General features: G+C 51.8%; 25 protein-coding genes. 16 read left to right on the forward strand and 9 right to left on the reverse strand.

What is annotated here, in order from left to right; translation table 11 throughout:
- Positions 1-35: 35 nt before the first annotated feature.
- Positions 36-404, reverse strand: coding sequence for a hypothetical protein (locus PsAD46_RS03725; protein WP_057461638.1), 369 nt, complete (start codon positions 402-404; stop codon positions 36-38).
- A gap of 150 nt (positions 405-554) precedes the next feature.
- A complete protein-coding gene (locus PsAD46_RS03730) occupies positions 555-1,490 on the reverse strand; it encodes an AraC family transcriptional regulator (protein ID WP_063306198.1) in 936 nt (311 codons plus the stop codon).
- A 194-nt stretch (positions 1,491-1,684) separates the two neighbouring features.
- Between PsAD46_RS03730 and PsAD46_RS27835 the strand changes: the two genes are divergently transcribed.
- The gene (locus PsAD46_RS27835; RefSeq protein ID WP_153040670.1) at positions 1,685-2,041 is read left to right on the forward strand and encodes a hypothetical protein; all 357 of its coding nucleotides are present in this window, start codon (positions 1,685-1,687) and stop codon (positions 2,039-2,041) included.
- A gap of 42 nt (positions 2,042-2,083) precedes the next feature.
- On the opposite strand, the gene PsAD46_RS03735 is transcribed toward PsAD46_RS27835, so the two are convergent.
- Complete coding sequence (locus PsAD46_RS03735) at positions 2,084-3,346, reverse strand: glycerate kinase (RefSeq protein WP_063294165.1); 1,263 nt, start codon at positions 3,344-3,346, stop codon at positions 2,084-2,086.
- 177 nt (positions 3,347-3,523) lie between these two features.
- Positions 3,524-4,534: a proline racemase family protein gene (locus tag PsAD46_RS03740; RefSeq protein ID WP_063286597.1), complete on the reverse strand. Its 1,011-nt coding sequence runs from the start codon at positions 4,532-4,534 to the stop codon at positions 3,524-3,526.
- A gap of 204 nt (positions 4,535-4,738) precedes the next feature.
- On the opposite strand from PsAD46_RS03740, the gene PsAD46_RS03745 reads away from it, so the two are divergent.
- Positions 4,739-5,182: a YqaA family protein gene (locus PsAD46_RS03745; RefSeq protein ID WP_063286598.1), complete on the forward strand. Its 444-nt coding sequence runs from the start codon at positions 4,739-4,741 to the stop codon at positions 5,180-5,182.
- Positions 5,183-5,369: 187 nt separating this feature from the next.
- Positions 5,370-6,044, forward strand: coding sequence for a GntR family transcriptional regulator (locus tag PsAD46_RS03750; RefSeq protein WP_057461644.1), 675 nt, complete (start codon positions 5,370-5,372; stop codon positions 6,042-6,044).
- 33 nt (positions 6,045-6,077) lie between these two features.
- Here PsAD46_RS03750 and PsAD46_RS03755 read toward each other — a convergent pair whose 3' ends face one another.
- The 3 genes from PsAD46_RS03755 to PsAD46_RS03765 form a co-directional block, all read right to left on the reverse strand.
- Positions 6,078-6,974: a U32 family peptidase gene (locus tag PsAD46_RS03755; protein ID WP_063286599.1), complete on the reverse strand. Its 897-nt coding sequence runs from the start codon at positions 6,972-6,974 to the stop codon at positions 6,078-6,080.
- Positions 6,975-6,983: 9 nt separating this feature from the next.
- Positions 6,984-8,003, reverse strand: a complete 1,020-nt coding sequence (locus PsAD46_RS03760; RefSeq protein ID WP_057461646.1) for a peptidase U32 family protein — start codon at positions 8,001-8,003, stop codon at positions 6,984-6,986.
- A gap of 71 nt (positions 8,004-8,074) precedes the next feature.
- Positions 8,075-8,611, reverse strand: a complete 537-nt coding sequence (locus PsAD46_RS03765) for an SCP2 sterol-binding domain-containing protein (RefSeq protein ID WP_057461648.1) — start codon at positions 8,609-8,611, stop codon at positions 8,075-8,077.
- A 149-nt stretch (positions 8,612-8,760) separates the two neighbouring features.
- Here PsAD46_RS03765 and PsAD46_RS03770 point away from each other — a divergent pair, with 149 nt between their 5' ends.
- From PsAD46_RS03770 to PsAD46_RS03795, 6 genes are all read left to right on the forward strand, one after another.
- The gene (locus PsAD46_RS03770; RefSeq protein ID WP_063306149.1) at positions 8,761-10,329 is read left to right on the forward strand and encodes a UbiD family decarboxylase; all 1,569 of its coding nucleotides are present in this window, start codon (positions 8,761-8,763) and stop codon (positions 10,327-10,329) included.
- A gap of 5 nt (positions 10,330-10,334) precedes the next feature.
- Complete coding sequence (locus PsAD46_RS03775; protein WP_063304368.1) at positions 10,335-10,898, forward strand: UbiX family flavin prenyltransferase; 564 nt, start codon at positions 10,335-10,337, stop codon at positions 10,896-10,898.
- 147 nt (positions 10,899-11,045) lie between these two features.
- Complete coding sequence (locus tag PsAD46_RS03780; RefSeq protein ID WP_057461653.1) at positions 11,046-11,384, forward strand: hypothetical protein; 339 nt, start codon at positions 11,046-11,048, stop codon at positions 11,382-11,384.
- A 100-nt stretch (positions 11,385-11,484) separates the two neighbouring features.
- The gene (locus tag PsAD46_RS03785; RefSeq protein WP_063286603.1) at positions 11,485-12,204 is read left to right on the forward strand and encodes an aspartate/glutamate racemase family protein; all 720 of its coding nucleotides are present in this window, start codon (positions 11,485-11,487) and stop codon (positions 12,202-12,204) included.
- 35 nt (positions 12,205-12,239) lie between these two features.
- On the forward strand, positions 12,240-13,988 hold the full coding sequence (gene ggt, locus PsAD46_RS03790; RefSeq protein WP_063286604.1) for a gamma-glutamyltransferase: 1,749 nt from the start codon (positions 12,240-12,242) through the stop codon (positions 13,986-13,988).
- A gap of 216 nt (positions 13,989-14,204) precedes the next feature.
- Positions 14,205-15,590: an MFS transporter gene (locus PsAD46_RS03795; protein WP_208981650.1), complete on the forward strand. Its 1,386-nt coding sequence runs from the start codon at positions 14,205-14,207 to the stop codon at positions 15,588-15,590.
- Between the two features lie 26 nt (positions 15,591-15,616).
- Here PsAD46_RS03795 and guaD read toward each other — a convergent pair whose 3' ends face one another.
- A complete protein-coding gene (gene guaD, locus PsAD46_RS03800) occupies positions 15,617-16,942 on the reverse strand; it encodes a guanine deaminase (protein ID WP_063306150.1) in 1,326 nt (441 codons plus the stop codon).
- A 119-nt stretch (positions 16,943-17,061) separates the two neighbouring features.
- Positions 17,062-17,595 carry an ACT domain-containing protein gene (locus PsAD46_RS03805; RefSeq protein WP_057461659.1) on the reverse strand — a complete coding sequence of 178 codons (534 nt, stop codon included), beginning with the start codon at positions 17,593-17,595 and terminating at the stop codon, positions 17,062-17,064.
- 436 nt (positions 17,596-18,031) lie between these two features.
- On the opposite strand from PsAD46_RS03805, the gene PsAD46_RS03810 reads away from it, so the two are divergent.
- From PsAD46_RS03810 to cobM, 7 genes are read left to right on the forward strand one after another with little or no spacing between them, the layout of a single operon-like run.
- Positions 18,032-18,295, forward strand: coding sequence for a DUF6732 family protein (locus tag PsAD46_RS03810; RefSeq protein ID WP_063286606.1), 264 nt, complete (start codon positions 18,032-18,034; stop codon positions 18,293-18,295).
- Positions 18,295-19,404, forward strand: a complete 1,110-nt coding sequence (locus PsAD46_RS03815; RefSeq protein ID WP_063294159.1) for a sirohydrochlorin chelatase — start codon at positions 18,295-18,297, stop codon at positions 19,402-19,404. The genes PsAD46_RS03810 and PsAD46_RS03815 overlap by 1 nt, the downstream gene beginning before the upstream one ends.
- A gap of 2 nt (positions 19,405-19,406) precedes the next feature.
- Positions 19,407-20,093, forward strand: coding sequence for a precorrin-8X methylmutase (locus PsAD46_RS03820; RefSeq protein WP_063294158.1), 687 nt, complete (start codon positions 19,407-19,409; stop codon positions 20,091-20,093).
- On the forward strand, positions 20,090-21,316 hold the full coding sequence (locus PsAD46_RS03825; RefSeq protein WP_063294157.1) for a bifunctional cobalt-precorrin-7 (C(5))-methyltransferase/cobalt-precorrin-6B (C(15))-methyltransferase: 1,227 nt from the start codon (positions 20,090-20,092) through the stop codon (positions 21,314-21,316). Before PsAD46_RS03820 ends, PsAD46_RS03825 begins: the two co-directional genes overlap by 4 nt.
- On the forward strand, positions 21,313-22,035 hold the full coding sequence (gene cobI, locus PsAD46_RS03830; RefSeq protein WP_208981651.1) for a precorrin-2 C(20)-methyltransferase: 723 nt from the start codon (positions 21,313-21,315) through the stop codon (positions 22,033-22,035). The genes PsAD46_RS03825 and cobI overlap by 4 nt, the downstream gene beginning before the upstream one ends.
- Positions 22,008-23,861 (forward strand): precorrin-3B C(17)-methyltransferase, encoded by a 1,854-nt coding sequence (gene cobJ / locus PsAD46_RS03835; RefSeq protein ID WP_063306152.1) that lies wholly within the window; start codon positions 22,008-22,010, stop codon positions 23,859-23,861. The genes cobI and cobJ overlap by 28 nt, the downstream gene beginning before the upstream one ends.
- Positions 23,858-24,637, forward strand: coding sequence for a precorrin-4 C(11)-methyltransferase (cobM, locus tag PsAD46_RS03840; RefSeq protein ID WP_063306153.1), 780 nt, complete (start codon positions 23,858-23,860; stop codon positions 24,635-24,637). The genes cobJ and cobM overlap by 4 nt, the downstream gene beginning before the upstream one ends.
- The last annotated feature ends 1 nt before the right edge of the window (position 24,638 follow it).

Below are 24,638 nucleotides of genomic sequence, written 5' to 3' on the forward strand. Positions count from 1 at the left end.
TTAATTGGCTGGGCAGGCAGCGGAGGGGCTTCGCCTCAAGCCGTTGCCATCTCAGTCTCTGGTTTGTGCAAGCTCACAACAATCGCAACCGCTAAGCCGTTTGCGAAGTAGTAAGTGGCGTCCAGGCCGGTAAAGCCGAAGAGGAGGGGAGCCAATAGGAAGAGCGCACCAACCGCTCCATCAACGGCCAGATGTAAACTGTAAGGCAGCACACGGAGCACACCGAACTGATGATCTGTCAGAAGCGTCAAGATCAACGCTGCTGTGCCTGTGCCAACAGATAGCCAGAGTGCCAATGGGTTGGCAGCTCCAAGACCAAGAATGAAGGGCAAACCGATCAACGCAAAGGCAACGGGATAATCCAGATAAGCATGGATGCTTTTTGTAACGAAACGGAGGGACATGACAGGGTTCCTTTTTGACTGTGTCGGTCTTTCGTTTTGGGCACAGTCAGATTAGGAGAAGCCCCCGTTTTGCTCAATTTCAGGACGTTCAAAGAAATATGCAGATCGTTCAGAATGGATATCAATATGGAACAATTGAGCTGATTTCTCTCAATGAGATGTGCGATACGCTGCAGGTGTTAAACCCACTTCCTTCTTGAAAACCCGCGTAAATGCAGATTCAGAAGCATATCCGGCAAGCGCGGCCACTTCAGATACGCTCATCCGATCATCAACCAAGCCCTGCTGAGCAATCTGCATGCGCCAACTCGTCAGGTATTGCATGGGTGTAAGGCCCATCTTGCTGGAAAACTGCGTCGCAAATCCAGTTCGCGAAAGACCTGCCTCCCGCGCCAAACCCTCTACGCTCCATTCGCGCGCAGGAGCCTTATGAAAGGCTGTCAGCGCTCTACTCAACTGCGGATCAGCAAACCCGGCAAGCCCGAGGTGCTTTTCACCTTCCTGCTCAATGAAACTGCGCAGCGCCTGAGCAAACAAAACCTCAGTCATCTTTAATGCGATCAGGTCACCGCCAAGGCGCGTGCCATGTGTTTCATCTCCGATCAGCCGCAGTGTAGCCTCCATCCAACGCCCAGCAGCTTCCCCATAGTTTGATATATGGATGTAATCAGGCAGCTGATCAAAGATGAGATGGCGAGCATTGCGAGCTAGCGAGATGTGACCACAAATTAATTGCGTCTCACGTTCATCCTGCTCCCCGCCGTAAACCAACACACCTTCGCCGTTATAACCGGAAAGCTCCAGAACACGATCCAGCGGCAGGATGACTTCCTCTTCAGAGCGCCCGCAATAGATGTCATGCGCGGCACCATGAGGAACGATCAGTAAGTCACCTTGAGCGAGCAACACCTTCTTGCCGGTCTCCTTCACCCGCACCATGCAATCCCCTCGGTGGGCAAAGTGAAAGCGGGCTACATTCTCAAAGGAAGGCACGGCAACGCCCCACGGCACTGTAAAGGAGGTGCGGAAGTAAAGCGTGCCTTTGACGGAAAGGCGGGTAAGGATGTCACTGAGCGTATCAAGCATCATCCAATTATGGATGAGAGGTGCTTAAACGTCTACTGCCCTGAACGATCTGATCGATATTGCGAATGATCTACATTATCTGAAATCGTATTGGCGTGTTGTAAGTTTATCCAGTTTCACAAAAGTCAGCGGTACTCGTCTTAGCTTGCGAAGCAAAATGCTTCTCTCTGTTAAACAGAATAAAGAAGAAAAAAATGAAACTAAGACAATATTGCTACATTACAGCGCTGATTATTGTAACCGGGCTGACAGCAATGCCAACAACACCTGCGTATGCTGCATCCGATCACGTACTTGAATTCCGATTTGGTGGCAGGGGGCGTAACCCAGTTGTAGACACTATGCGCAACTATATCTTGGGATGTCTGCCCAACAGAACACGGATTGAAGGTGAGAACCCTGTAGCGGCGGCAGGTCCATGGACTGTTAGAGTTCCTGCGATTCAAGGTCGTGAATATTCGAATGCAGATGTTGAACGTACCCTTATGAGTCAGGGATGTGCTCGCGTTCGTCCAATAAAAGTTGAGGGCGTCAGAGCCTGGGGTCCTTAATTTGTTGCCCGAGGCTCGCAGAGACTTAAAGAGCTTCGGGCACTATCTTATCAAGATCGCACGAAAATCGTTCACGTTTGTCAGAGTTGGGCCAGTGATGACGCTGTCGCCAATTGCTTCAAAGAACCCGTGCCCGTCATTGTCAGCAAGTGACAGCCGCGGATTGATCTCCTTGCCCCAGGCTCTTTGTAGGGTAGAGGGATCACAGTAAGCCCCTGCAATCTCCTCAATCCCGTCAACACCGTCTGTATCTCCAGCGAGCGCGTAGACACCCTGCTGGCCATCTAATGCAACCGCCAGTGAGAGCAAGAACTCCACATTCCGCCCTCCACGACCATTGCCCTTGAGCGTGACTGTCGTCTCACCACCAGAAAGCAACACACAAGGGGCTTTGAACGGCTGTCCATGCGAGGCAACCTGCTTGGCAATCCCGGCCATCACAATACCTACATCCGTAGCCTCACCCTCAACGCTGTCACCCAATATATAAGCTGGAACACCTTGTTTCTCGGCAACAGATGCTGCGGCTTCCAGCGCCAACTGCGGTGTAGCGATCATATGCGTCTCAACAGATCCGAGGTGCAGGTCGCTTTTATCCGGTGTTTCACCAACGCCACTTTCAAGAACCTCCAATGCTCTTACAGGCAACCCAATCTTATACCGCTCCACAATCGCCATCGCATCTGCGCACGTGGTTGGATCTGCAACCGTTGGGCCAGACGCAATGTTAATCGGATCATCACCCGGAACGTCGGAGATCAGTAGATTAATCACTTTAGCAGGATGGCACGCAGCAGCCAGACGTCCCCCTTTAATCTGCGAGAGATGTCGCCGCACACAGTTCATTTCGCTGATCGTAGCGCCACACCGCAACAGCTCCTTGTTGATGCACTGCTTGTCTTCCAGCGAAAGCCCCTCAAACGGCAAAGGTAGGAGCGAAGAACCGCCACCGGAAATGAGGCAGAGAACTGTGTCATCAGCAGAAAGATCAGAAACAAGCTTCAACATGCGCTTGGCACCAGCCAATCCCGCGTCATCAGGCACTGGATGCGCAGCTTCAATAATTTCGATGGACTTGCAGGGAACGTTATAGCCATAACGAGTGATTACGAGACCGCTGAGATCTCCTTGCCAGTTATCTTCTACGGCCCGTGCCATGGCTGCAGAGGCCTTCCCTGCACCAATAACGATGAGCCGTCCTTTGGGAGTGTCAGGTAAGAACTTCGGGATACATTTCTCAGGTTGAGCGGATTCAATGGCCGCATGAAACAGGCCACTCAGAAAACGCTTAGGATCAACTGCCATTGCTGATCACCCCCGATTGCTACCGAAAAGTTTCGGTTATCTTTTTGAATTTCTTCGTATTTTCTAGCTTTAACCCGCAGGCATTTCCAGCAAAAAACAACAGGCTCCGCTCTCTGGTGAGAAAGCGGAGCCTGTTATTTTTCGAAACTTCATCGAAACCTGAAAAACTACAGAGAGTTATCTCAGCAGGAAGCCGTTACCAACAGGGTCATCATTTTCCCGCCAGAAGGTTGCTTCTCCGCTGTAATGTGCTTTGCCTGCTACCTGCGCGATGATTGCATCATGTGGTCCGCATTTGGCATCCGCGAAATAAGTGCCTTCAAAGCTTGTTGCAATCAGGCTCTCAAATCGCCGCGTCTGCCCTTTGCTAATCAGACCCTTAGCGGCTTGTGCAGCCAATCGTGCGGTTACACCGGACCCGGTTGGGCTGCGGTCTACCTGGCTGTCAGCAAACACGCAGATGTTCGCAGTTGGGTCAGCGCTGTAAGCGTCATTTCCATCTGTCAGGATAGTTCCATACAGGAATGCAAGATCAGCATCATCCGGATGCTGAAGCGTCACTGCTGCACGGATAGCATTGCTAACGGCGTTTGCAGCATCAACCAGATCACGTGTTCGGGATTTCTGTACATCCAAGCCAAACGCAGAAGCAGGCGCCAGACCATAAAATGCGCCTCCATAGGAGACATCGACGGTCAGCTCACCCATGCCTTTCACATCAACCGTCACGTCGCGGGAGTGAAGGAATGCTGGCACGGAATGGAAGGAGACTGCATCAGGAACACCGTTATCGACCTCGACGGAAGCAACAACCAACCCACAAGGACATTCAATGCGCACTTCAGTGATGGGCGACTTGGCCTCAACCAGCCCATGATCAATTGCGTATCGCCCCAGAGCAATCACCGCATGACCACACATGGTGCTGTAACCTTCATTGTGAATGAAGAGCACACCAAAATGAGCATCCAGGTGAGACGGTTCAACGAGGATCGCGCCGTACATATCGAAATGACCACGAGGCTCAAACATCAAAAAATGCCGGAGGTGGTCAAGGTTATCTCGTGCATAGCGACGCTTTGCCAAAATGGTGTCGCCGGGGATCTCCGGATAGCCGTCGGTTACAATACGAAGCGGCTCGCCGCCTGTATGCATGTCGACAACACTTATTTTCTGTTGTTTATCCATGTTCTCCCCCAGAACTAGTCGGAATGCCTTATTTCCGAATTGTTTGTCTTAGCATAGAGCTCCTTCAGCGCTTTCCATTTAATTAGTTGCAATTGATCGGAAAAATGCGCTCAAGCAAAACGAGCCCCTTCATAGCGTGCACAGGAGGATGGCTCAATATGCTGTGAAATATTACTGCTCAAGTGATTTGGAGTTTTTCTTAAGATGCTCGTGGCTCTTGGTGTTTATGGTGGCTTGTTTGCGTTTTCATTTCTAGCTGCCACGCTAGCTCCGGGCTCATCAGAGGCAGTCCTCAGCGGCTTGTTACTAGCGGGAGGCTGGGATCCGGTGATCTTGATCGCATCGGCTTCGCTGGGCAATGTCGCCGGCTCAGTGTTCAACTGGTATTGCGGACGTTTTCTGTCTCACTATAAAGACCGGTCGTGGTTCCCGGTAAAAGAGCATCAATTCAAGCAAGCTGTGCGCTGGTTTAAGCGATATGGACAAGCCTCAATGTTGCTCGCATGGGTGCCAATCATTGGCGACCCACTCACACTCATTGCCGGCACTTTGCGCATGAAATTCATGAACTTTCTGGTGCTGGTCGCAATCGGCAAAGTTGCCCGATACCTGTTTGTGTATTACGCAGTCACGTTTTGGCAGGGATAACCCACGGATTAAGCGTGGTTTTAAATAATCAATTCTGATTAGAGTAAATGGCCGAACCCTATGGGTTCTATAGATAAAATTAATTTTATATGTGCAATGCAATTTATCATGACTTAGCGGAAATATCGACAATGCAGAAGGGGGGTGATAGAGAAAAACGATCTTTACTCGAACTCACCTTTTGGAAATGCCTTCGTCCACGTCTAACGTCTCCATCGCTTATCGCAAACTGAAGCAAGCAATCCTCGAAAACCGGCTCGGTCCGGGTACGCAGGTGCTCGAGCAGGAAGCGGCTACCCAGCTGGAAATGAGCCGTACGCCAGTGCGTGAGGCCATGCTAATGCTGCAGAAAGACGGGCTCGTGGAAATGCGCCCGCGTCAGGGTATGCGCGTTCTTCCAATCACCGTCGGCGATATCTCAGAGATCTATGAGATCCTTGAAGTTGTTGAAGGACTTGCCATTCGCAAGCTTGCTGAAAAGCCAATTAGCGAAAAGCAGGCGCGTGCACTGGAGGACTCTGTTACCCTGATGGATCTCTCACTTGAACGTGGAGACCTCAGCGTTTGGACATCTGCTGACAAGAAGTTTCACGAGGATGTCGTCAAGTTTAGCGGCAACGTGCATCTGGAAACTGTCTTCCTACAGCTCTGGGACAGATCGCAACGCGCACGCAACATGCTGCTGAAAGCGCATGGTGCCCCTGTCAACTCCGCGCAAGAGCATTGGGAGCTGTTGAAGTTCATCAAAGAAGGCAAAGCGGCGGAAGCTGTCGAGTTTCAGAAAAGCTTGCGTGCTGAGGCCGCAGAGCAAATCTGTAAAATGATCTTTGACGTGATGAGCGGAATGGTCCCGTCAAACTAAAAGCGGGACCGAAGCCCCGCCTTTCCTGAAATCTTAGTCTGCTTCCCAGAGGTGTCCGGGTTTTCCGGTCACATATCCGTTTGCCAGCGCACCTGGCAGCTGTTGTGTTTGCAGACGTGCTACGGCCTCGGTACTTTCAATCTTTCCGTCAACAAGATCACGATAGATCTCGGCAATCGCAATCATATCAATATCATGCGGTGAAAGACGCAAGCGGCCAACGCCTTTTGTCAAAAGCTCGTCGCGGCCAAGCGTGATGGCTTGAACACTGTGAGACAGTGTCTGAATACCATTCGCTGCAAGAAACTTCTGATCATCCAGTGTCGTCACATCCATGCCGTCAAGATCACGGTCACAGATGAACTGACAGTTATCTTTATGCAGCTTGTGAGCGCGTGCATGGTAGCAGCGACCAGAGACAGCCAGTGGCAGACGACCAAATGCAAACAGCTCGATGGTGAGATCTGGCAGAGCCTGCGCAATCGCTTCAACAGACTTGATCGGCAGTTCAACGGGCGGGCAGAACGTTTCCATACCCAGGTTTATGAGAACCTTCGCTGTCTGCTCATTGTAGATGTTGAGGAACGGCCCACCAACGAAAGGTTCACCAGAGCGTTTATGAACACTCGCAATATCGTTAGCTTCTACCAGTTCGCAATCTGCTGAAAGGGCATTGATGGACTTACGATCACGCATGGTGACGGGCAGCGCAATCGTTGAGAAGACAACTGTTTTACCTGCATTGGTGAGGCGCTCATAAATCTCAGGCCACACCTTGTCGTTAAACGGCATGCGTTTGCCACAAATAACTTCGCCAATGTAAACGCGCTCAACTGGAGCTTCATCTGCTACACGCGCATAAAAGTCGACGAGTTTTTCGTTGGACCAGTTGAAGAAGTTAGGACCAATGGAAAGTTCGATCTTGCTCATGATTGGTCCTTATCTCCAGATCTTTTTGTAGGCGCCGGTGGTTTCGCGTCCACCTTCTGTCATTGCGCTCAACATGGCTGAAACTTCTTCTTCCGCATTGCCGCCTGCATCCATGGCATCAACAGCTGCACGGAAGGCTTTCACTACCTGTGAAATGTAGGCTTTACCGCGCTGGCGACCTTCAATCTTAACTGCGGTCACACCTGCTTTTTGAAGGCGCGGCAACAAGCTTGCAGCATTCAGGCTAACAGGGTCTTCAAACAGGTAGGAGGTTTCTCCCTCTGCTTTAAAGCGTCCCTTACAAAGCGTTGGGTATCCAGCAGTTTCGCCTTCACCAAAACCATCAATGGTAAAGCCGCCCAGACGGGCATAAAGATTGCTGCCGTCCTCGTCGTAAGAAACATCGCCTGGAGGGGAGCAAACGCCAGTCAGGTTTGGAGACTTGCCTGTAGCGTATGAAGACAAAGCGCAGCGCCCTTCCGTCATCACGCATAGGCCGCCAAACACAAAGACTTCAGTCTCGACCGTGACCTCTTTATTGAGCTTGACGATTTCTTCAACGGACATGACACGTGGAAGAACCACACGCTGCACGCCAAAGGTATCCTGATAAAAGCTGATTGACTCCGGTGTTGCCGCAGCAGCTTGTACGGAAAGGTGCAGACGCAGGTTCGGATGCTTCTCTTGTGCGTAGTCAAGCACTGCAATATCGGCAGCAATGATCGCATCAGCACCAGATGCAGAAACAGCATCAACCGCGCGCTTCCAGATGTGTGTGTCACCCGCCCGGGCAAACGTGTTCACAGCAACAAGAACGTGCGAACCGTGCTTGTGAGCGAGGCGAACCCCGGCATTCAGCTCCTTTTCAGAGAAATTCAGACCGGGGAAGTTTCGAGCGTTGGTTTCGTTGCGCAAACCGCAGTAAATGCTGTGTGCGCCCGCTTCTGCGGCGGCTTTAAGAGCAGCTGGTGTACCGGCTGGGCAAACAAGCTCCAGTGACGGATTATTATCGTTGCGCTGTCCAAGCATAAAACACCTTCCAGAAAATAACAGAGTGAACCACTTGGTTCGCGCAGGGCGCCTTCACCCTGCAGCGGCAATCAGGAAGTGGCAGTTGGTGCGTCGAGTAGTCGGCGCAGATGATCTAATGTCTTGTTGGTCGCTCCATCCACGACTTCACGTGGGCGACCATTGAAACCAAGGAACTCAGCAGGAGAGAGATCGGCTTCCTCCATGGTGTTGCGAAGCGCAAGCACAGCGTCCGTGTCACCCTCGATCACCAGATCGCGGGTAAAGAAAACGGCATCACCATCGTAGGTGCCATCAACCAGCCCTAACAGGACGATGAGTGGTCCAGAAATACGCGCCGCACCATCAGGCGCATCTTTACGCTTGAACATCTCAACCGTTGCATGTTCGCCATTCGGGATCATGCGGAAGACATGCGGGATATCAATCGGGTCGATTATGAAATGCGTGCGTTTGTATGTGTCCAAACGCTCGAAGAGGTCTGGGCGATTATGGGCAAGCCGACGCACAGCTCGGGTCAGAGCAAAGCCAAGCGGAGGAACCGGCAATATGCCGAGAGCTTTTTGCAGGGCAGGAGGAAACAGGCCTCGGTCCGGTTTAAAGAACATACTTTAATCTCCACTGATCAGTATCCTCTCCTATTAATCCTAGCGGAACTCATCATTGATGGAGGTCAAGGACCAGAGCGACAACACCCTTCAAATGTGTGTTAACCCAGCGAACAGATCCCGAGTTTGCCTAGTAATCTGGAATTGGCATGTATTGGCGTACCGAAAAGAAGTTCGAGACACTCTCCAGCTTTCTCAATGTATTGGAAGCACAGCAGGAGCTTGTGAGAGTAAAGGCGCCGGTCTCAGCTCAGTTTGAAGCGACAGAAATCCATCGTCAGGTGATTGAGCAGGGCGGTCCCGTGCTTCAGTTTGATAATACGATCACATGTTCGGGAACGCACAGCAATATGCCGCTTCTGACCAATGTGTTCGGCACGCGAGAGCGCGTCGCTCTAGGGCTCGGCTGTGCACCAGATGAGCTTCCGGCCCTAGGTGAACTTCTGGCCTATCTTCGCTCGCCGCAACCGCCAAAGGGTCTAAAAGGCTTCATCGATGCGCTACCTGTTGCTAAGGCAGCTTGGGCGGCTCGTCCCAAACGCTTGCGGTCATCTCCACTGATAGACATGCCGGTTGATCTTGAACAGTTCCCTGTGCAGATGTGTTGGCCAAACGATGCTGGCCCGCTGATCACATGGGGCATCGTCATCACACGTCCTCCGGGGAAAGATGATCCTTCTCAATACAATCTGGGCATCTACCGTGCGCAGGTCATCGGCAAAGACAAAGCAATCCTGCGCTGGCTCGCCATGCGCGGTGGAGCTGCGCACCATCGCCTCTGGCAGGCACGTGGCGAGCGTATGCCGGTTGCCGTTGTCATCGGTGCAGATCCTGCAACAATCTTGTCAGCCGTCATACCAACGCCCTCCGATGTAAGCGAACTGATGATTTCCGGTGTCTTGTCCGGTGGACGACCAGAGCTGATCCCATGTAAGCACGTTGACCTGCATGTGCCAGCATCCTCCGAGATCGTTCTGGAAGGCTTTGCTGAACCATTAGAAACAGCTGAGGAAGGCCCATTCGGGGACCACACCGGCTACTACAACGACCCTGATCAGTTCCCAGTTTTCAAAGTATCGGGTATCCGCGCCCGCAAGGATCCAGTCTACATGAGCACCTTTACCGGCAGAGCGCCAGACGAACCTGCAGTCCTGTCCGAAACCATGAACGATGTATTCTTGCCATTGCTGAAACAGCAAATTCCAGAGGTCGTCGATCTATGGCTCCCGCCAGAGGCGTGTTCCTATCGAATTGCAGTTCTCAAGATCAAAAAAAGTTACCCCGGTCAGGCACGTCGCGTGATGATGGGCATGTGGTCGCTGCTGCCACAATTCACCATGACCAAGCTGATCATCACCGTTGATGAAGACATAGACTGCAGAAGCTGGAGCGATGTGATGTGGGCTGTTGCAACCCGCATGGACCCATCTCGCGATCTCGTTGTTCTGGATCGCACACCTGTCGACACGTTGGATTTTGCATCTGGTATGGAAGGTCTGGGCGGCAAGCTCGGTATTGACGCAACAACCAAAATCGGATCAGAAACGCGCACTGACTGGCCGGAAGTGATGCGTATGCCGGAAGAGCTGACCAAGAAGGTTGAAGATCGCTGGGATGAACTGTTCCCCGGTGGCTTGCCTAAAAAACAAAACAAGGATCAACCAAAGGATGCTATCACCCCTTCAGAGATAAAGAATTCTCCTGAAGGAAGTGAGTAGGCTGCATGACGAAGCGTATTATTGTCGGAGTATCGGGTGCATCTGGTGCTCAACTTGCTCTGAAAACGCTGGAAATCCTGAAAGCGCTGAGTGTCGAAACGCATCTGGTGCATTCAAAAGGAGCTGTTGCTTCTGTCCAACATGAGCTTGGCAAGGATGGTGTTGAGCAGCTCAAAGCGCTTGCATCCATCACCTACGCACCTGATGAAATGACAGCCGCTATTGCAAGCGGCTCGTTCCACACTGATGGTATGATCATCACGCCATGCTCCATGCGTACACTATCAGGTGTGGCCTATTCTTTCTCAGACAACCTGCTCACACGTGCTGCTGATGTTGTGCTCAAAGAGCGCTGCAAGTTGGTTCTCGTCCCGCGTGAGACACCTTTGCATGAGGGACATTTGGAGGCGATGCTCAAGGTGACTCGGATGGGTGGAATTATCGCACCGCCGGTGCCTCCATTTTATGCAGATATGCAAAACAAAGCGGATATGCTCAAAGAAATTGCTGCTCGCGGCATTAATACACTAGGAATTGACCCGGGCGTGAACATGACTAAGTGGCAATAGAATTATCCTAGGTTACTTTACTGTAATCTTATGAAAATTCATCGTCCACTTTGCGGCTTAAGTTTACCGGCGATAGCTACCTTTACCTCGGAATTGAATAGGTAATTTCTATTCAATTTTAATAGAAAAATACTAAAGGTGAAGATAATGTCCCTGTGTTTTAAGCGCCCCCTCTGGTTTGGCCTCTTCGTATTTTCGGCTCTTTTCCTAGTGTTAGCGCTAGGTCAGAAAGCGAATGCGACATCTATCACTCTGGATACCACTGATACCGAACTCTGCGAAGTTCAGGTCACAATTGGACCGGAGGCTCCCAACGGACCCATTCATAGATTTACTGATATCGATGCGGATGATCGCTACACCTTCCAGACGAATAAGCTCTGCAATCGCCGCTCTGTAGGTGGTGAGGCATGCCTGGAAGATTACACCGAATGGTCATGTTGTGAAGCGAAAGACGGCGAGGACATCACCTGCAGAGTGCCTTAAATTAGGTCTCCCAGCTCAATTGCACAAAAAACGACCTTCTCTAAGTCGGCGCAATTTGCCAACATAGTTCCTACGACGAGTATTGTATGTCGAGGAATATATGAAAACGATTGGCTTATTAGGAGGAATGAGCTGGGAGAGCACTGCTACTTATTACAGACTGATTAATCAGCAAACACGTTTACGGCTTGGCGGACTCCACTCTGCTGAGTTGGTTTTATGGTCTTTTGATTTTTCTCAGATCGAGTTGCTTCTTGCACACGGAGAGTGGGAAGAAGCGGGTAACCTGCTAAAACAGGCGGCGCTGAAATTAGAAGGTGCCGGTGCTGATTGCATTGTGATCTGTGCGAACACAATGCACAAAGTCGCCTCCTACATCCAGGATGGTTTGACGATCCCATTCATTCATATTGCTGAAACAACTGCGAATGCCATTCAAAAGGTAAAACGCAGGAAACCACTTTTGCTTGCAACGCGTTACATTATGGAACAGGATTTTTACATCAGAAGATTGCAGGATAACTACGGATTATCGGTAGTGATCCCTGACAATGGAGGGCAAGCCGTCGTCCATGACATCGCCTATAATGAGTTGTGCCGGGGCCAGATTAATGAGGATTCTCGCCGCACACTCTTGCAGATTGTCAGAAAAGCACAGGACCAGGGTGCAGATAGTGTCATTCTGGGGTGCACAGAGCTTGGACTGTTGGTGGGGCAGGAGGATATTTCAGCTCCGGTCGTTGATAGCACCACGGAACATGTGCGTGGAATTTTGGATTTTGCATTGAAGAATGAAAGTGAATTTGAAGAGCTAGTCTAATCAGCGGGAATTTGCCCGCTTCAGGAGGGGAAATAATGAAGAAACTATGGGTCTCTGCCGTACTGGCAGCAGGGCTTGCTTTACCTGCGCAAGCGCAGGAGGCGGCGGACAGTATTGCGCCGGAAATGGCAAGCGGAATCTCCGACAAGCAAATGGTAACCGCGCAGAAGTTTATGGTGGTTGCTGCAAACCCTCATGCATCAAAAGCGGGTTTTGATGTTTTGAAAGCTGGCGGAAACGCCATTGATGCAATGGTTGCTGTGCAGCTCATGTTGGGATTGGTTGAACCTCAATCCTCCGGGATCGGCGGTGGTGCCTTCCTCGTTTATTACGACGCAGAAGCGGGCGAGCTGACCACATATGACGGTCGTGAAACAGCGCCTGTATCCGCAACGCCAGAATTGTTTCAAAACGAAAACGGCGAACCACTCAAATTCTATGATGCAGTTGTTGGCGGCCTATCTGTAGGAACGCCAGGCACAGTAAAGCTGCTGTATGATACTCATGCGAAATTGGGCTCTCTGCCATGGGCAGATCTGGTTGCTCCTGCCATCAAACTCGCAACAGACGGCTTTGAAGTTTCGCCACGCCTGAACGCTTTGATCACCAATGATCAAGAGCGCCTCTCTCGTTTCGAAACAACGAAAAACTACTTCCTGCCGGGTGGCACTCCTTTGCCAGTTGGGCACCTGCTCAAAAACCCAGAGTATGCAGCGACACTGACTGCAATTTCTCAAAATGGAGCGGACGGTTTCTATTCCGGAGATATTGCAAAGTCCATCGTTGAGACTGTTCAGTCTGCTAAGGGCAATCCGGGTAAACTGGCTCTTGAGGATCTGGCAAACTACCAAATCAAAGAGCGTGCCGCTGTTTGTGCAGAGTACCGCGCCTTTGAAGTTTGTGGCATGGGCCCACCATCCTCTGGCGCTCTGACTGTTGGCCAAATCCTCGGTCAGCTTAATAGCTATGACCTGCCTTCCATGAACTCAGGCGATCCGAATGCATGGCGCTTGATTGGTGATGCATCCCGTCTCGCCTTCTCTGATCGCGGTCGTTACATGGCGGACAGTGATTATGTGCCAATGCCAACCAAAGGCCTTGTTGCGCCTGCTTATCTCAAAGAGCGCGCTGAGCTGCTGAGTGGCGACAAAGCATTGTCAAAAGAGCAGGTAGTACCGGGGAATCCAACCTGGGATCACGCCATGTTGTTGGCTGACGATGAGAGCATTGAACTGCCATCAACCAGTCATTTCTCAATCGTAGATGCAAACGGCAATGCTGTTTCCATGACGACCACAATTGAGAACGGCTTTGGCTCACGTCTGATGACAAATGGTTTCCTGCTCAACAACGAGTTGACGGACTTCTCGTTCCGTACGCATCGTGACGGTGTGCCGATTGCGAACCGCGTTGAGCCGGGCAAACGTCCACGTTCATCTATGTCTCCGACAATCGTGATGAAGGACGACAAGCCATTCGTTGTTGTTGGGTCTCCGGGCGGCAGCCGCATCATTGGCTATGTTGCAACAACACTGGTTGCGAACCTGGATTGGGGTATGAACATTCAGGAGGCGATCTCTATGCCGCATCTGGTCAATCGCTTTGGTACCTATGACCTCGAGAAGGGCACCGCCGCTGAAAAGCTGCAACCAGCTCTGGATGCTATGGGTTACAAAACCAATATTCGCGACCTCAATTCCGGCCTTCATGGAATTGTGATCACGGCAGATGGCCTGCAAGGTGGCGTAGATCCACGCCGCGAAGGTCTTGCTCTGGGTGAATAAAAACCAGAATTAACGAAGCTGAGGCTCGAGAGATCGGCATAATTGTCTCTTGAGTCTTAGCACCCTGCTAAGCGTGTACCAAAGTACGCTCTTAGGTGTCTTCCTTCCTCTGTGATAGCTAGAAACTCTTGAAATTGGCTGTGCCTGTCGGCTCTGGCCTGCGAGGTGCTAGTGCCAATGACGGAGCTACTCCAACATCCCCCCAAAGATACTTGCATGCCATCCGTTGTGCATCGGTGGGTGCTGCTGGCTGCAATGAGTTTCATCCTTGGGCTCGCTTTGTTGGATGAAACAGTCGTCAGTCTGGCTCTGCCAACCATCTCAGAAGAGTTTGGGATGACGCTCACTCAAGCCCATTGGGTGGTAAATTCCTATCTGCTGATGTTCGCAGCTTTGGTGGCTTTGGGTGGCAAACTTGCTGATCTGGTGAACATCAACTACCTCATCCTCTCTGGCATGATCATCTTCGGCCTGGCGTCGCTGGCCTGTGGTTTTGCGCCAAATGGAGGCTTCCTCGTAGGCGCGCGTGTCGTACAGGGGATTGGCGCTGCGATCATGTTCCCTCTGCCCATTGTCACTATTTCACGCATATTCCCACCTGAACGCAGAGGTTTTGCATTAGGCGTGTTCGGCTCAATCGCCACTATCTTTCTGTCTTCGGGGCCACTAGTGAGCGGCTACTTCACGAGTTATTTCTCTTGGCGATGGATTTTCTGGATCAACCCACCCTTTGTCTTGATCGTCTGCTTGGTTATCGCATTTGCTCCGTTGAAAGGGCGCATTGCTCACGGACAGGATAAAAGCCTTTCGGATTACTCATTTGACTGGCTCGGCATCATCACATTGCTTGTGGGGCTTTTCTTCTTCGTTCTGGCCATCATGCAAGCGCCGGAATGGGGTTGGACATCAAGAGATATCGTCTTGTCATTCGTTGTTGGGGTGTCGGCGCTAGCCATCTTCCTCTGGAATGAACTGCATATAAAAGCACCGCTCATTCAAGTGCGTTTCTTCAAAAAGCCTTCCTTCGCAGTCGCGGCATTCGTAGTCTTTCAGGCGCAATATTCCAAGATTGCAATGTTCATTTTTGGAGCTTTGTACTTTCAGGATAAACTCGGCTTTGCTCCGTTCTTCGCAGGTTTGGCATTGATGTCGGCAGTCGTGATGAATGCAGCAACAGCTGGGTTGAGTGGTGTTTGCGTCGATAAGTTTGGTGTTCGCGCGCCGGCCATGTGGGGCCTATTGGTGCTGTCCAGTTCAACGCTCTGGCTAACTGCCTTTATTGCCGAAGATAACTATTGGTTGCTGCTCCCCGCACTTCTTGCATGGGGAGCGGCTATGCCATTGTTGTTTCTGCCATCAATGAAGTCATCGGTGGACTCAGTTGAGCTAACGAAGAAGAGACAGGCGAGTGGTGTGATGATCACATCTCAAATGCTGGGTGGCACAATAGGAATGTCCATCTCCAGCTCGATCTTCCTTTTCACGGAAAGCTATGAGTACGTATTCGGCATCGCAGCAGCTGTCACTCTGCTCTGCTACCTGCTGTCTTTTATGTACTTCGGAAAAGAGGCAGGTGCTCTCGACAGTGAAAAACAGAGCTGATGTGCTTACCAGCTCTTATCATAGCGTTATCCCGCTTGAGAATAGACCCGCTTGCCGTCCACATAAGTCGCTGCAATCGCACGATCATCGCCAAGGATCATCTGAACAAACAGCTGCTCAATCACATTATTGGCGTAAGCCATACGGTGGCGGATCAGTGGTGTTGAGAGCGGGTCAATAATGGCGAAATCCGCTTCCATACCCACTTTGATGTTACCGATCCGGTTTTCCTGATAGAGCGCTTTGGCGGAACCAACCGTCGCCAGATAATAGGCCTGTACCGGGTGCAATGAGTAGCCCTGCAACTGGGCAACCTCATAGGCCGTCCGCATTGTGGTCAACATGGAGAAGCTGGAGCCACCACCCACATCTGTTGCCAGCCCTACAGTGATTGGCTCGTGTGTAAAATGCGAACCGCGCACATCAAACAAGCCAGAACCAATAAAAGTGTTTGAGGTTGGGCAATGCGCAATTGATGTCCCGGTTTCATGAATAAGCGCTTTTTCACGGTCATTCAGATAAATCCCATGCCCAAGCACACAGCCCTTTCCCAGCAAGCCAAAGTGCTCGTAAACGCCAACGTAATCAGGATGCTCAGGATATAGCTCTCCCACCCATTCCAGTTCCTGGCGGTTCTCAGAAGTATGGGTCTGTAGCAAAACTTCAGGATGCTCTTTCCAGAGCGCTCCGGTTGCTTCCATCTGCTCAGGAGTAGACGTTGGTGCAAAGCGGGGAGTTATGGAATAGAGCGCACGACCCTGCCCATGCCATTTCTCCAACAGCGCTTTGGATTGATCATAACCTGTCTGCGCCGTATCACGCAGGTTTTCTGGCGCGTTGCGGTCCATCATGACTTTACCGGCAGCGATGCGCATGTTGTATCGCGCAGCCTGCTCAAACAGCGCATCCACGGACTCAGGATGAATGGTGCAGTAAACGGAAGCACTGGTGATGCCGTTTGAAAAGCTTTGCTGCAAGTAAACGTCGGCAGCACGGCGCGCGTAGTCAATGTCGCCAAATTTGGCTTCAGCAGGGAAGGTATAGGTGTTTAACCACTCGATCAGCTGAGCGCCGTAGGAAGCAATAACCTCTGTCTGCGGATAATGGACATGGCAATCCACAAAGCCCGGCAGAATGAATTTGCCGCTGTGATCATGAACCACAGCATCACTTGGCAGCGCCTTAATAAGCTCTGCCGCGTCGCCAACTGCGGTAATCCTACCGTTTTCGGTAACAACCAGCCCATCAGACCAGTCTGTCAGTGCCTCTGCCGGATTATCGCAGAACGGATCGCCGCTAAATTGGAATACATGGCCGCGAAGCGCTGTAATCGTCCGAACAGTGTCTTGCATCAGATCTTCCCCGGGAATTGAACCAAACAGCCATATCTAGCGTAAATCCCGGTAGGGATCGAGGGTAAATACGTAATTACCCGGGAGAGATCTGAGAACAACGTGATGCGTGTAAGAGATCAATCCTCTTCTACTGCTGCTTCATTGAGTTCAACGTCAATCATCAGATCAGCCGCAATACCTTCCAATGCCTCAGAGACTTCTGCTGGCGACAGATGTGGTGGAATAATAATGCGAGCATTTGCGCGGAACATAAGATCACCACTCATGGAACCCGGTTCAACCAGAGACTCCAGAGTTTCGATGCTCACATGAAGATCTGCCAGCACGCTGGAGACACGGCTGATCATGCCGGGTTGATCTTGTCCCAGAATATGAAGAAGCGCATGAGCACCTGCTGGCGCATCACCCGTGTTGTGAACGTGAATGCCAATGGTAAGCCCCACAGACTCAAGCTTGGTCAGAGCTGCTGAAAGGTCTGCTGCCTGTGCCTTTTCAACATGCACACGAACAATCCCTGCAAACTGGCCTCCCAGACGCGAGAGGGAACTGTCGATCCAGTTCGCTTTGTGATCAGCAACCACCTTGGAGATTTCACCAACCAGACCTGGGCGGTCATCAGCAACGACGGTGAGGACAAGCTCTTTTTTCATAACGCATTCTCCACAAAAGCGACCCCTGTGATAGGCTAGGGCCCTGCCTATAATAGCAATGCCAGATGCAGGTGTAAGTCAAACACTTCGATCAAGTTACCCGTATTTTTGCACCTAAGAAAACCTCTGGTATCGACCAATTGCGCAAATTATCATCTTGCTATCTCCAGGGTCGCCAACTAGCTTGCTCCTCGTAAAACTATGGACGGCGTCCCGTGACGGACTGAAATGGATTTCGGGGGCGGTCGACCCACATCGGGGGCCAGAATCGAAGCTGTCTGACGAAATAATGTGTGAAGCTGCGGACTTATGGTGCGCGGCCGATGTTCTATTTCGTTGGTCCATCTATTGTCTTTGCGACGTCTCCTTAAATGACAGCGATAAACCCCTGTTGCCAGTGGCAATGGAAGGCACCGCTGCATGTTGGAGATAGAACATGTCTTATTTTTTGAAGCCCGCGCTCCTCGCAGGAGTGATGGGGCTTTCCTCGTCTGCTGCCTTTGCACATGCGGGACATTTGGGTGAGCTTGCTGGCCACAGCCATTGGATTGGCGTAGCCGCAGTCACCGGCGCTGCAATCATCGCTGGTCTGGCTGCCAAAGCAAAAAAACGATCCTCTTCCTCTGAAGAGAACTCGCCGGAAAATGCTGAGAGCGATGGTGCTCTCTCCCCAGATGGTACAGAAGCAGAGCCAGCATAATGACAATAAAAACAGAAGAAAAACTCGGCGTCATGATCTGCGGACATGGTAGTCGAAACAAAGGTGCAGTCGCCGAATTTGCCCGCCTTGCAAAAGGTATGCGTGAAAGATTTCCGGATCTTCCAGTAGACTATGGATACCTTGAGTTCGCAAATCCTGTGATCCATTCAGGTCTGGACAATCTGCGCGAGCAGGGGTGCACGCGCATTCTTGCAGTTCCGGGCATGCTGTTTGCTGCTGGACACGCCAAAAACGATATTCCGTCTGTGCTCAACACCTATCAGGCCAAACACCCTGAAGTGTCCATCGAATATGGCCGCGAACTGGCCGTCGATACGCGTATGGTACAGGCCGCAGGAGCACGCATTCAGGAAGCCATCGATGCAGCTGGTCCTGAGGTGAAGCCGGAAGAAACCCTGCTTATGGTGGTTGGTCGAGGTGCATCAGATCCGGATGCAAATTCCAACGTTGCCAAAATCACCCGCATGTTGTGGGAAGGTTTCGGCTTTGGTTGGGCGGAAACATGCTATTCTGGCGTAACCTTCCCGCTCGTTGAACCGGGGCTGGAGCATGCTGTTAAGCTTGGTTACAAGCGTATCGTTGTGTTCCCATACTTCCTGTTCACTGGCGTTCTTGTACAGCGTATTTACAACTTCACCGATGAAGTTGCCGCACGCCACCCGGATGTTGAGTTTATCAAAGCAGGCTATCTGAACGATCACCCGAAGGTCATCGACACTATGCAGGAGCGTGTGACGGAGATTGTTCAGGGTTCAAACAACATGAACTGCCAGCTTTGTAAGTACAGAGAACAGGTTCTTGGGTTTGAGGCTGAGATCGGTTTGCCACAGGAAAGCCACCACCATCACGTGGAAGGCTTGGGTGATGAAGCTGAATGCAAGCTGTGTGATGTGACGTGTACTGGAGAGTGTGACAGCAAGGGCGCGGATGCTCACGATCATGCGCATAGTCACTCCCATGACCCCAGCCACGGGCATGGACACCACCATCATCACGGTGATGACCACGGACATGATCACCATCATCATCCGTATCCTCATGCAGATCACCCGCTTGGGCCAAAATCCATGTTGAAGGATGATGCCTGAGAATGGGCCAGAACGTGAATCCAGAAGTTCTGGCACCCTACGATTACATTAAGGATCCTGCCGAAATCTATCGGCAGTCCTTTTCAATCGTACGGACAGAGGCTGACTTAAAGTGCCTGCCAGATAACTTGAGGCCTGTTGCAGTCCGCCTGATCCATTCCTGTGGGATGACTGACATTCCGCAGGATTTGTCATATTCTGAGGATGTAGTTGCCAAAGCAAATGAGGCTCTGCGAAACGGCGCCCCGGTACTGACCGATGTCGAGATGGTTGCACATGGTATTATCCGCAAATACCTGCCAGCAGACAATCAAGTCATCTGCACTTTGAACCAGCCAGACGTGCCCGAGCTTGCAAAACAGCTCGGCACAACAAGGTCGGCTGCGGCTGTTGAGCATTGGAGACCGCATCTGGAAGGTGCTGTTATCGCCATTGGCAATGCACCAACGGCGCTGTTTCATCTTCTTGAGATAGTGGCAAATGGTGCACCAAAGCCAGCAGCTATTCTCGGCTTTCCCGTTGGGTTCGTGGGAGCCGCAGAATCCAAGCAAGCACTGGCGACAAGTTCACTCGGCATGCCGTTTCTAACACTTCAGGGGCGCAGAGGTGGCTCTGCAATTGCAGCTGCAGCAGTCAATGCAATGGCAGCAGGCTTGCCTGAAGAAAAGGTGCAGGAGACATCAAAATGAGCAGTCAAACAGCACCTTGGCTCACAATCATCGGCATTGGTGAGGATGGCTTTAACGGCCTGTCTGAAACAGCCAAATCAGCGCTGAAAGCTGCCTCTCTCATCTATGGTGGAGCACGGCATCTGGAACTTTTGCAAGATGGTGCAAGCAACATCAGTTGTGAGATGAAAGCATGGCCATCTCCACTTTCTAAAGGCATTGAAGAACTTGCGGTAAACCGTGGTCAAAACACAGTGGTGTTGGCGACGGGTGATCCGCAATGGTTTGGTATCGGAGCAACACTTCATCGTCAGTTCAGTGCTGAGGAGATCGAGGTCATCCCGCATCTCTCAGCATTCGCTTTGGCTACAAGCCGCTTAGGCTGGCCTCTGCAAAATGTCGAAACCCTCAGCTTGCATGGCCGCCCTCTGGATACCCTGCGCGGTTTCCTCTATCCCGGCGCCCGCATCATCGCACTCACGTCTAATGGTGCAGCTCCGGGTGAGATTGCAGATCTATTGGCTGATGAAGGGTATGGCGCGAGTACCCTGACGATACTTGAGCATCTCGGTGGCCCGCAGGAAAAAGTAATAAGCCGCGAGGCTGAAGAGTATTCTGATCAAGCTGCCGAGCTGAACACGATTGCGATTGAAGCCAAACCAATTCCAAACACGCCTGTCTTGTCACGCACGCCCGGTCTGCCGGATTCTGCGTTCCGTCATGATGGAAAAATGACCAAACAGGAAGTACGGGCTGTTACGCTTGCCAAGCTTGCACCTATTCCGGGGCAGCTCCTGTGGGACATTGGCGCTGGCAGTGGATCCATCGGTATCGAATGGCTGCGGGCTGCAAAGGACACCAAGGCTCTTGCCATTGAGCCGTTGGAAAAACGGCATGTGTTCATTCGTGGAAATGCAGCAGCTCTCGGGACTCCTACGCTTCAGCTGATTGAGGGCAAAGCCCCCGAGGCACTTGATAATTTGCCGCAGCCAAATGCGATTTTTGTCGGAGGTGGCCTCACATCAGCGGGTATACTCAAAACATGCTTTGAAGCGCTGCCATCAGGAGGTCGCTTGGTTGCCAATGCTGTTACTCTGGAAGGAGAGCAAGTGCTGGCGGAGGGCTGGAAGAAGTACGGTGGAGATCTAAGCCGTATAGCAATCTCAAGAGCCGATCCCATTGGCGGTCTCACGGGTTGGCGTCCATTGATGCCGGTAACACAATGGAGCTTGGTAAAGTCATGACTGGTATGCTCTATGGCGTTGGTCTTGGACCAGGAGATCCTGAGCTTTTAACGCTAAAAGCTCACCGGCTCATTTGTTCTGCAAAAACTATTGCATACCCGGCGGCAGTTGGAGTGCCCAGTTTTGCTCGGCAAATTGCAGCACCGTATATTCAAGAGGGAACAACAGAAGTCCCGATTGAAATGCCGATGAAGGTCGAACGTTTTCCCGCAAAGGAAATCTACGATCAGGCGGCAGAGACGATCTCGGAGAAATTGAAAGCGGGAGAAGATGTTGTCGTTCTGTGTGAGGGCGATCCATTTCTCTATGGCTCGTTCATGTACCTCTACGAACGTCTGCGCGGTAACTTTGCCTGCGAAATCGTGCCGGGCGTATCATCAGTCAATGCCTGCGCTGCTGCGCTCGGCAGGCCCCTCGCTGCGCGCAATGAAGTGCTGACAATCATTCCCGGTCCGCTGGAAGATGAGCAACTTCAACGCCGCATTGAGCAGTCCGACGCTTTCGTCATCATGAAGGTCGGGCGTCATCTACCGCGCGTCAAGGCTCTGCTTGAAAAACTGGGATTACTTGGTGCTGCAGGATACGTCGAACGGGCGACCCTGCCGGAAATGGTCGTGGCCCGTCTGGCTGACTATCCAAATGAAACAGCACCGTATTTTTCAATGATAATTGTATATAAGGGAGAAGAGGCATGGACGTTGCACCCGCAATCGTTGTGATCAGCCCGGTCGCTCTGAAAACCGCTCAGAAGCTCTCCACTGTACTGGATGAAAGCCTCATTCACGGCTTTGCAAGAAACGGTTCAAAGCCGAATGTAGATTATCATCTGTCCTTCTCTGAGCCGATGGACCATCTGCGGTCCCTGTTTCAGTCAGGAACACCAATCATCGGTATTTGTGCCGCGGGAATTCTCATCCGCGCTCTCGCGCCTGTCTTGGCAGAAAAGCGAAACGAACCACCTGTCATTGCAGTGTCAGAAGATGGCTCAAGCGTCGTTCCGCTGCTTGGCGGCCATCGCGGTGCCAACGCCTTAGCTCATGAAATTGCAGAGATCCTGCAAGGTCATGCCGCGATCACGACTGCAGGCGACACTGTCTTTGGTGTTGCGCTTGATGATCCACCAAAAGGCTGGACGCTCGCCAATCCATCAGATGCCAAGTCTGTTATGGCACATATGCTGGCAGGCGACACCGTAAAACTCTCCGGTCAGGTAGACTGGTTGGAGGCTGCCACCCTTCCTGTTGCGGATGATGCCGAACTGGAAATTGTTGCAACCGAGCAGCCCCATGATGGACACAACGGAAAGCTCGTGTTCCATCCTCAAACTCACGTGGTCGGTCTTGGCTGTTCCCGAGGGTGTTCTCTTGAGGAGCTGGATGAGCTCCTTCAAAAAGGCTTGAAACAAGCAAACGTCTCAATGGGAGCGGTAGCAGCTTTCGCGAGTATCGACCTGAAGGCCGATGAAGTGGCAATGAACAAGCTCGCTGCCCGCCATAACAAGCCCTTCCGCCTGTTCACGGCTGGCGAACTCAACGAACACAAAGATCGACTGCAAAATCCGTCTGATGTCGTCTTTGCTGAGGTTGGATGCCATGGTGTGAGTGAAGGCTCAGCCTTGGCAGGTGTCGGCACATCCGGTGAACTGGTGCTGGAAAAGCAGAAAACCGCAAACGCCACAGTTGCTATTGCTAGAGCGCCGGTTCCGGTGAAACACGAGAAACTCGGCAGAGCCAGAGGTCGCCTGCACGTCATCGGCATTGGGCCGGGGCAAGAGGCTTGGCGTACGCCAGAAGCCTCCAGTTGGTTGGCAGAGGCAGATGAAGTCGTCGGCTACGGCCTCTATCTCGACCTCGTCTCATCCCTGATCAGAGGCAAGCAACGCCATGCGTTCCCGTTGGGAGCAGAAGAAGAACGCGTTCGCTTCGCACTCGAAAGAGCTGGGCAGGGCCACAACGTTGCGCTGGTCTGTTCAGGAGACTCTGGCGTGTATGCCATGGGAGCCCTGGTCTTCGAACTACTAGACCGCGCACAGGATAACGGCGGCGTTAGCGATGCCGCTCGCCGCGTTGAAGTTGCATCTGCACCGGGCATCTCCGCAATGATCGCTCTCAGCAACCGCATCGGAGCGCCGCTGGGACATGACTTCTGCGCCATTTCTCTGTCAGACCTTCTCACCCCATGGGAAACAATTCAGCAGCGCCTGGAAGGTGCAGCAATCGGTGACTTCGTGATTGGGTTCTATAATCCAGTCTCCAAGCGTCGCCGCACGCAATTGGCTTGGGCACGGGAGAAGTTGCTGGAACATCGTCCTGAAAATACGCCAGTTATTCTCGGTGCGAACATCGGACGAGAGAATGAGGTCATCACCACAACAACGCTGAAGGATCTACAAGTCGATGATGTCGACATGCTGACTACGGTTATTGTGGGATGTAGTCAAACCCGCTTGGGAGGCAACGGCCAATCCCTGCATTTTGTCTACACGCCACGGGGTTATGCCAAAAAGATCGATGCACCAGAGAAAGAAACGGAGACAGCAGCGTGACGGTTCATTTCATTGGAGCAGGGCCGGGTGATCCCGAACTGATTACGGTACGTGGGCTAAAGCTCATCGAAAAATGCAAAGTCTGTCTCTACGCAGGCTCATTGGTACCGCCTGCTATTGTCGAGGCCGCACCAGAAGATGCATTGGTCATGGATACAGCTTCCATGACCCTTGATGAAATCATCGACGAAATTGCAAAGGCTCACGAAAAAGATCTGGATGTGGCACGGGTCCACTCCGGCGATCCATCCATTTATGGTGCCACTGCGGAACAGATGCGCAGATTGGATGATCTGGGCATTGAGTACGATGTAACTCCGGGTGTACCCGCATTCGCCGCGGCGGCTGCAGCCTTGAAAACCGAGTTGACGATCCCTGAAATCGCACAAAGCATCATCGTCACCAGAACCTCGATGAAGTCCTCAGGCATGCCTGAAGGTGAGGATCTGCAAACGCTTGGCCGCTCTGGTGCTACATTGGCAATCCATCTCAGTGTCAGAAATCTTGGAGAGATCTACCGGAAACTGGCTCCGCTCTATGGTGAAGACTGTCCGGTGATCATCGCCTACCGCGTTGGCTGGCCGGATGAAGCATTCATTCATGGCACATTGGCGGACATTCGTGAAAAAGCAAAAGCTTCGAAGATCACAAGAACGGCTCTCATCTTCGTTGGGCCAGCCTTGAAGGCTGGGAAAGAGTTTCGTGACAGTGCGCTTTATGATGCCAACCACGTTCACGTTCTTCGTCCAAAGAAGAAAGCAAAAGTGACTGCGTAAC

Source organism: Pseudovibrio sp. Ad46, from assembly GCF_001623065.1.
Taxonomy (GTDB): Bacteria; Pseudomonadota; Alphaproteobacteria; order Rhizobiales; family Stappiaceae; genus Pseudovibrio.

What these genes read in the sequence shown, in the direction of transcription:
- PsAD46_RS03725 (WP_057461638.1), bottom strand. Translation starts at nt 404, where the DNA reads ATGTCCCTCCGTTTCGTTACAAAAAGCATCCATGCTTATCTGGATTAT.
- PsAD46_RS03730 (WP_063306198.1), bottom strand. Translation starts at nt 1,490, where the DNA reads ATGCTTGATACGCTCAGTGACATCCTTACCCGCCTTTCCGTCAAAGGC.
- PsAD46_RS27835 (WP_153040670.1), top strand. Translation starts at nt 1,685, where the DNA reads ATGAAACTAAGACAATATTGCTACATTACAGCGCTGATTATTGTAACC.
- PsAD46_RS03735 (WP_063294165.1), bottom strand. Translation starts at nt 3,346, where the DNA reads ATGGCAGTTGATCCTAAGCGTTTTCTGAGTGGCCTGTTTCATGCGGCC.
- PsAD46_RS03740 (WP_063286597.1), bottom strand. Translation starts at nt 4,534, where the DNA reads ATGGATAAACAACAGAAAATAAGTGTTGTCGACATGCATACAGGCGGC.
- PsAD46_RS03745 (WP_063286598.1), top strand. Translation starts at nt 4,739, where the DNA reads ATGCTCGTGGCTCTTGGTGTTTATGGTGGCTTGTTTGCGTTTTCATTT.
- PsAD46_RS03750 (WP_057461644.1), top strand. Translation starts at nt 5,370, where the DNA reads ATGCCTTCGTCCACGTCTAACGTCTCCATCGCTTATCGCAAACTGAAG.
- PsAD46_RS03755 (WP_063286599.1), bottom strand. Translation starts at nt 6,974, where the DNA reads ATGAGCAAGATCGAACTTTCCATTGGTCCTAACTTCTTCAACTGGTCC.
- PsAD46_RS03760 (WP_057461646.1), bottom strand. Translation starts at nt 8,003, where the DNA reads ATGCTTGGACAGCGCAACGATAATAATCCGTCACTGGAGCTTGTTTGC.
- PsAD46_RS03765 (WP_057461648.1), bottom strand. Translation starts at nt 8,611, where the DNA reads ATGTTCTTTAAACCGGACCGAGGCCTGTTTCCTCCTGCCCTGCAAAAA.
- PsAD46_RS03770 (WP_063306149.1), top strand. Translation starts at nt 8,761, where the DNA reads ATGTATTGGCGTACCGAAAAGAAGTTCGAGACACTCTCCAGCTTTCTC.
- PsAD46_RS03775 (WP_063304368.1), top strand. Translation starts at nt 10,335, where the DNA reads ATGACGAAGCGTATTATTGTCGGAGTATCGGGTGCATCTGGTGCTCAA.
- PsAD46_RS03780 (WP_057461653.1), top strand. Translation starts at nt 11,046, where the DNA reads ATGTCCCTGTGTTTTAAGCGCCCCCTCTGGTTTGGCCTCTTCGTATTT.
- PsAD46_RS03785 (WP_063286603.1), top strand. Translation starts at nt 11,485, where the DNA reads ATGAAAACGATTGGCTTATTAGGAGGAATGAGCTGGGAGAGCACTGCT.
- ggt (WP_063286604.1), top strand. Translation starts at nt 12,240, where the DNA reads ATGAAGAAACTATGGGTCTCTGCCGTACTGGCAGCAGGGCTTGCTTTA.
- PsAD46_RS03795 (WP_208981650.1), top strand. Translation starts at nt 14,205, where the DNA reads ATGCCATCCGTTGTGCATCGGTGGGTGCTGCTGGCTGCAATGAGTTTC.
- guaD (WP_063306150.1), bottom strand. Translation starts at nt 16,942, where the DNA reads ATGCAAGACACTGTTCGGACGATTACAGCGCTTCGCGGCCATGTATTC.
- PsAD46_RS03805 (WP_057461659.1), bottom strand. Translation starts at nt 17,595, where the DNA reads ATGAAAAAAGAGCTTGTCCTCACCGTCGTTGCTGATGACCGCCCAGGT.
- PsAD46_RS03810 (WP_063286606.1), top strand. Translation starts at nt 18,032, where the DNA reads ATGTCTTATTTTTTGAAGCCCGCGCTCCTCGCAGGAGTGATGGGGCTT.
- PsAD46_RS03815 (WP_063294159.1), top strand. Translation starts at nt 18,295, where the DNA reads ATGACAATAAAAACAGAAGAAAAACTCGGCGTCATGATCTGCGGACAT.
- PsAD46_RS03820 (WP_063294158.1), top strand. Translation starts at nt 19,407, where the DNA reads ATGGGCCAGAACGTGAATCCAGAAGTTCTGGCACCCTACGATTACATT.
- PsAD46_RS03825 (WP_063294157.1), top strand. Translation starts at nt 20,090, where the DNA reads ATGAGCAGTCAAACAGCACCTTGGCTCACAATCATCGGCATTGGTGAG.
- cobI (WP_208981651.1), top strand. Translation starts at nt 21,313, where the DNA reads ATGACTGGTATGCTCTATGGCGTTGGTCTTGGACCAGGAGATCCTGAG.
- cobJ (WP_063306152.1), top strand. Translation starts at nt 22,008, where the DNA reads ATGGACGTTGCACCCGCAATCGTTGTGATCAGCCCGGTCGCTCTGAAA.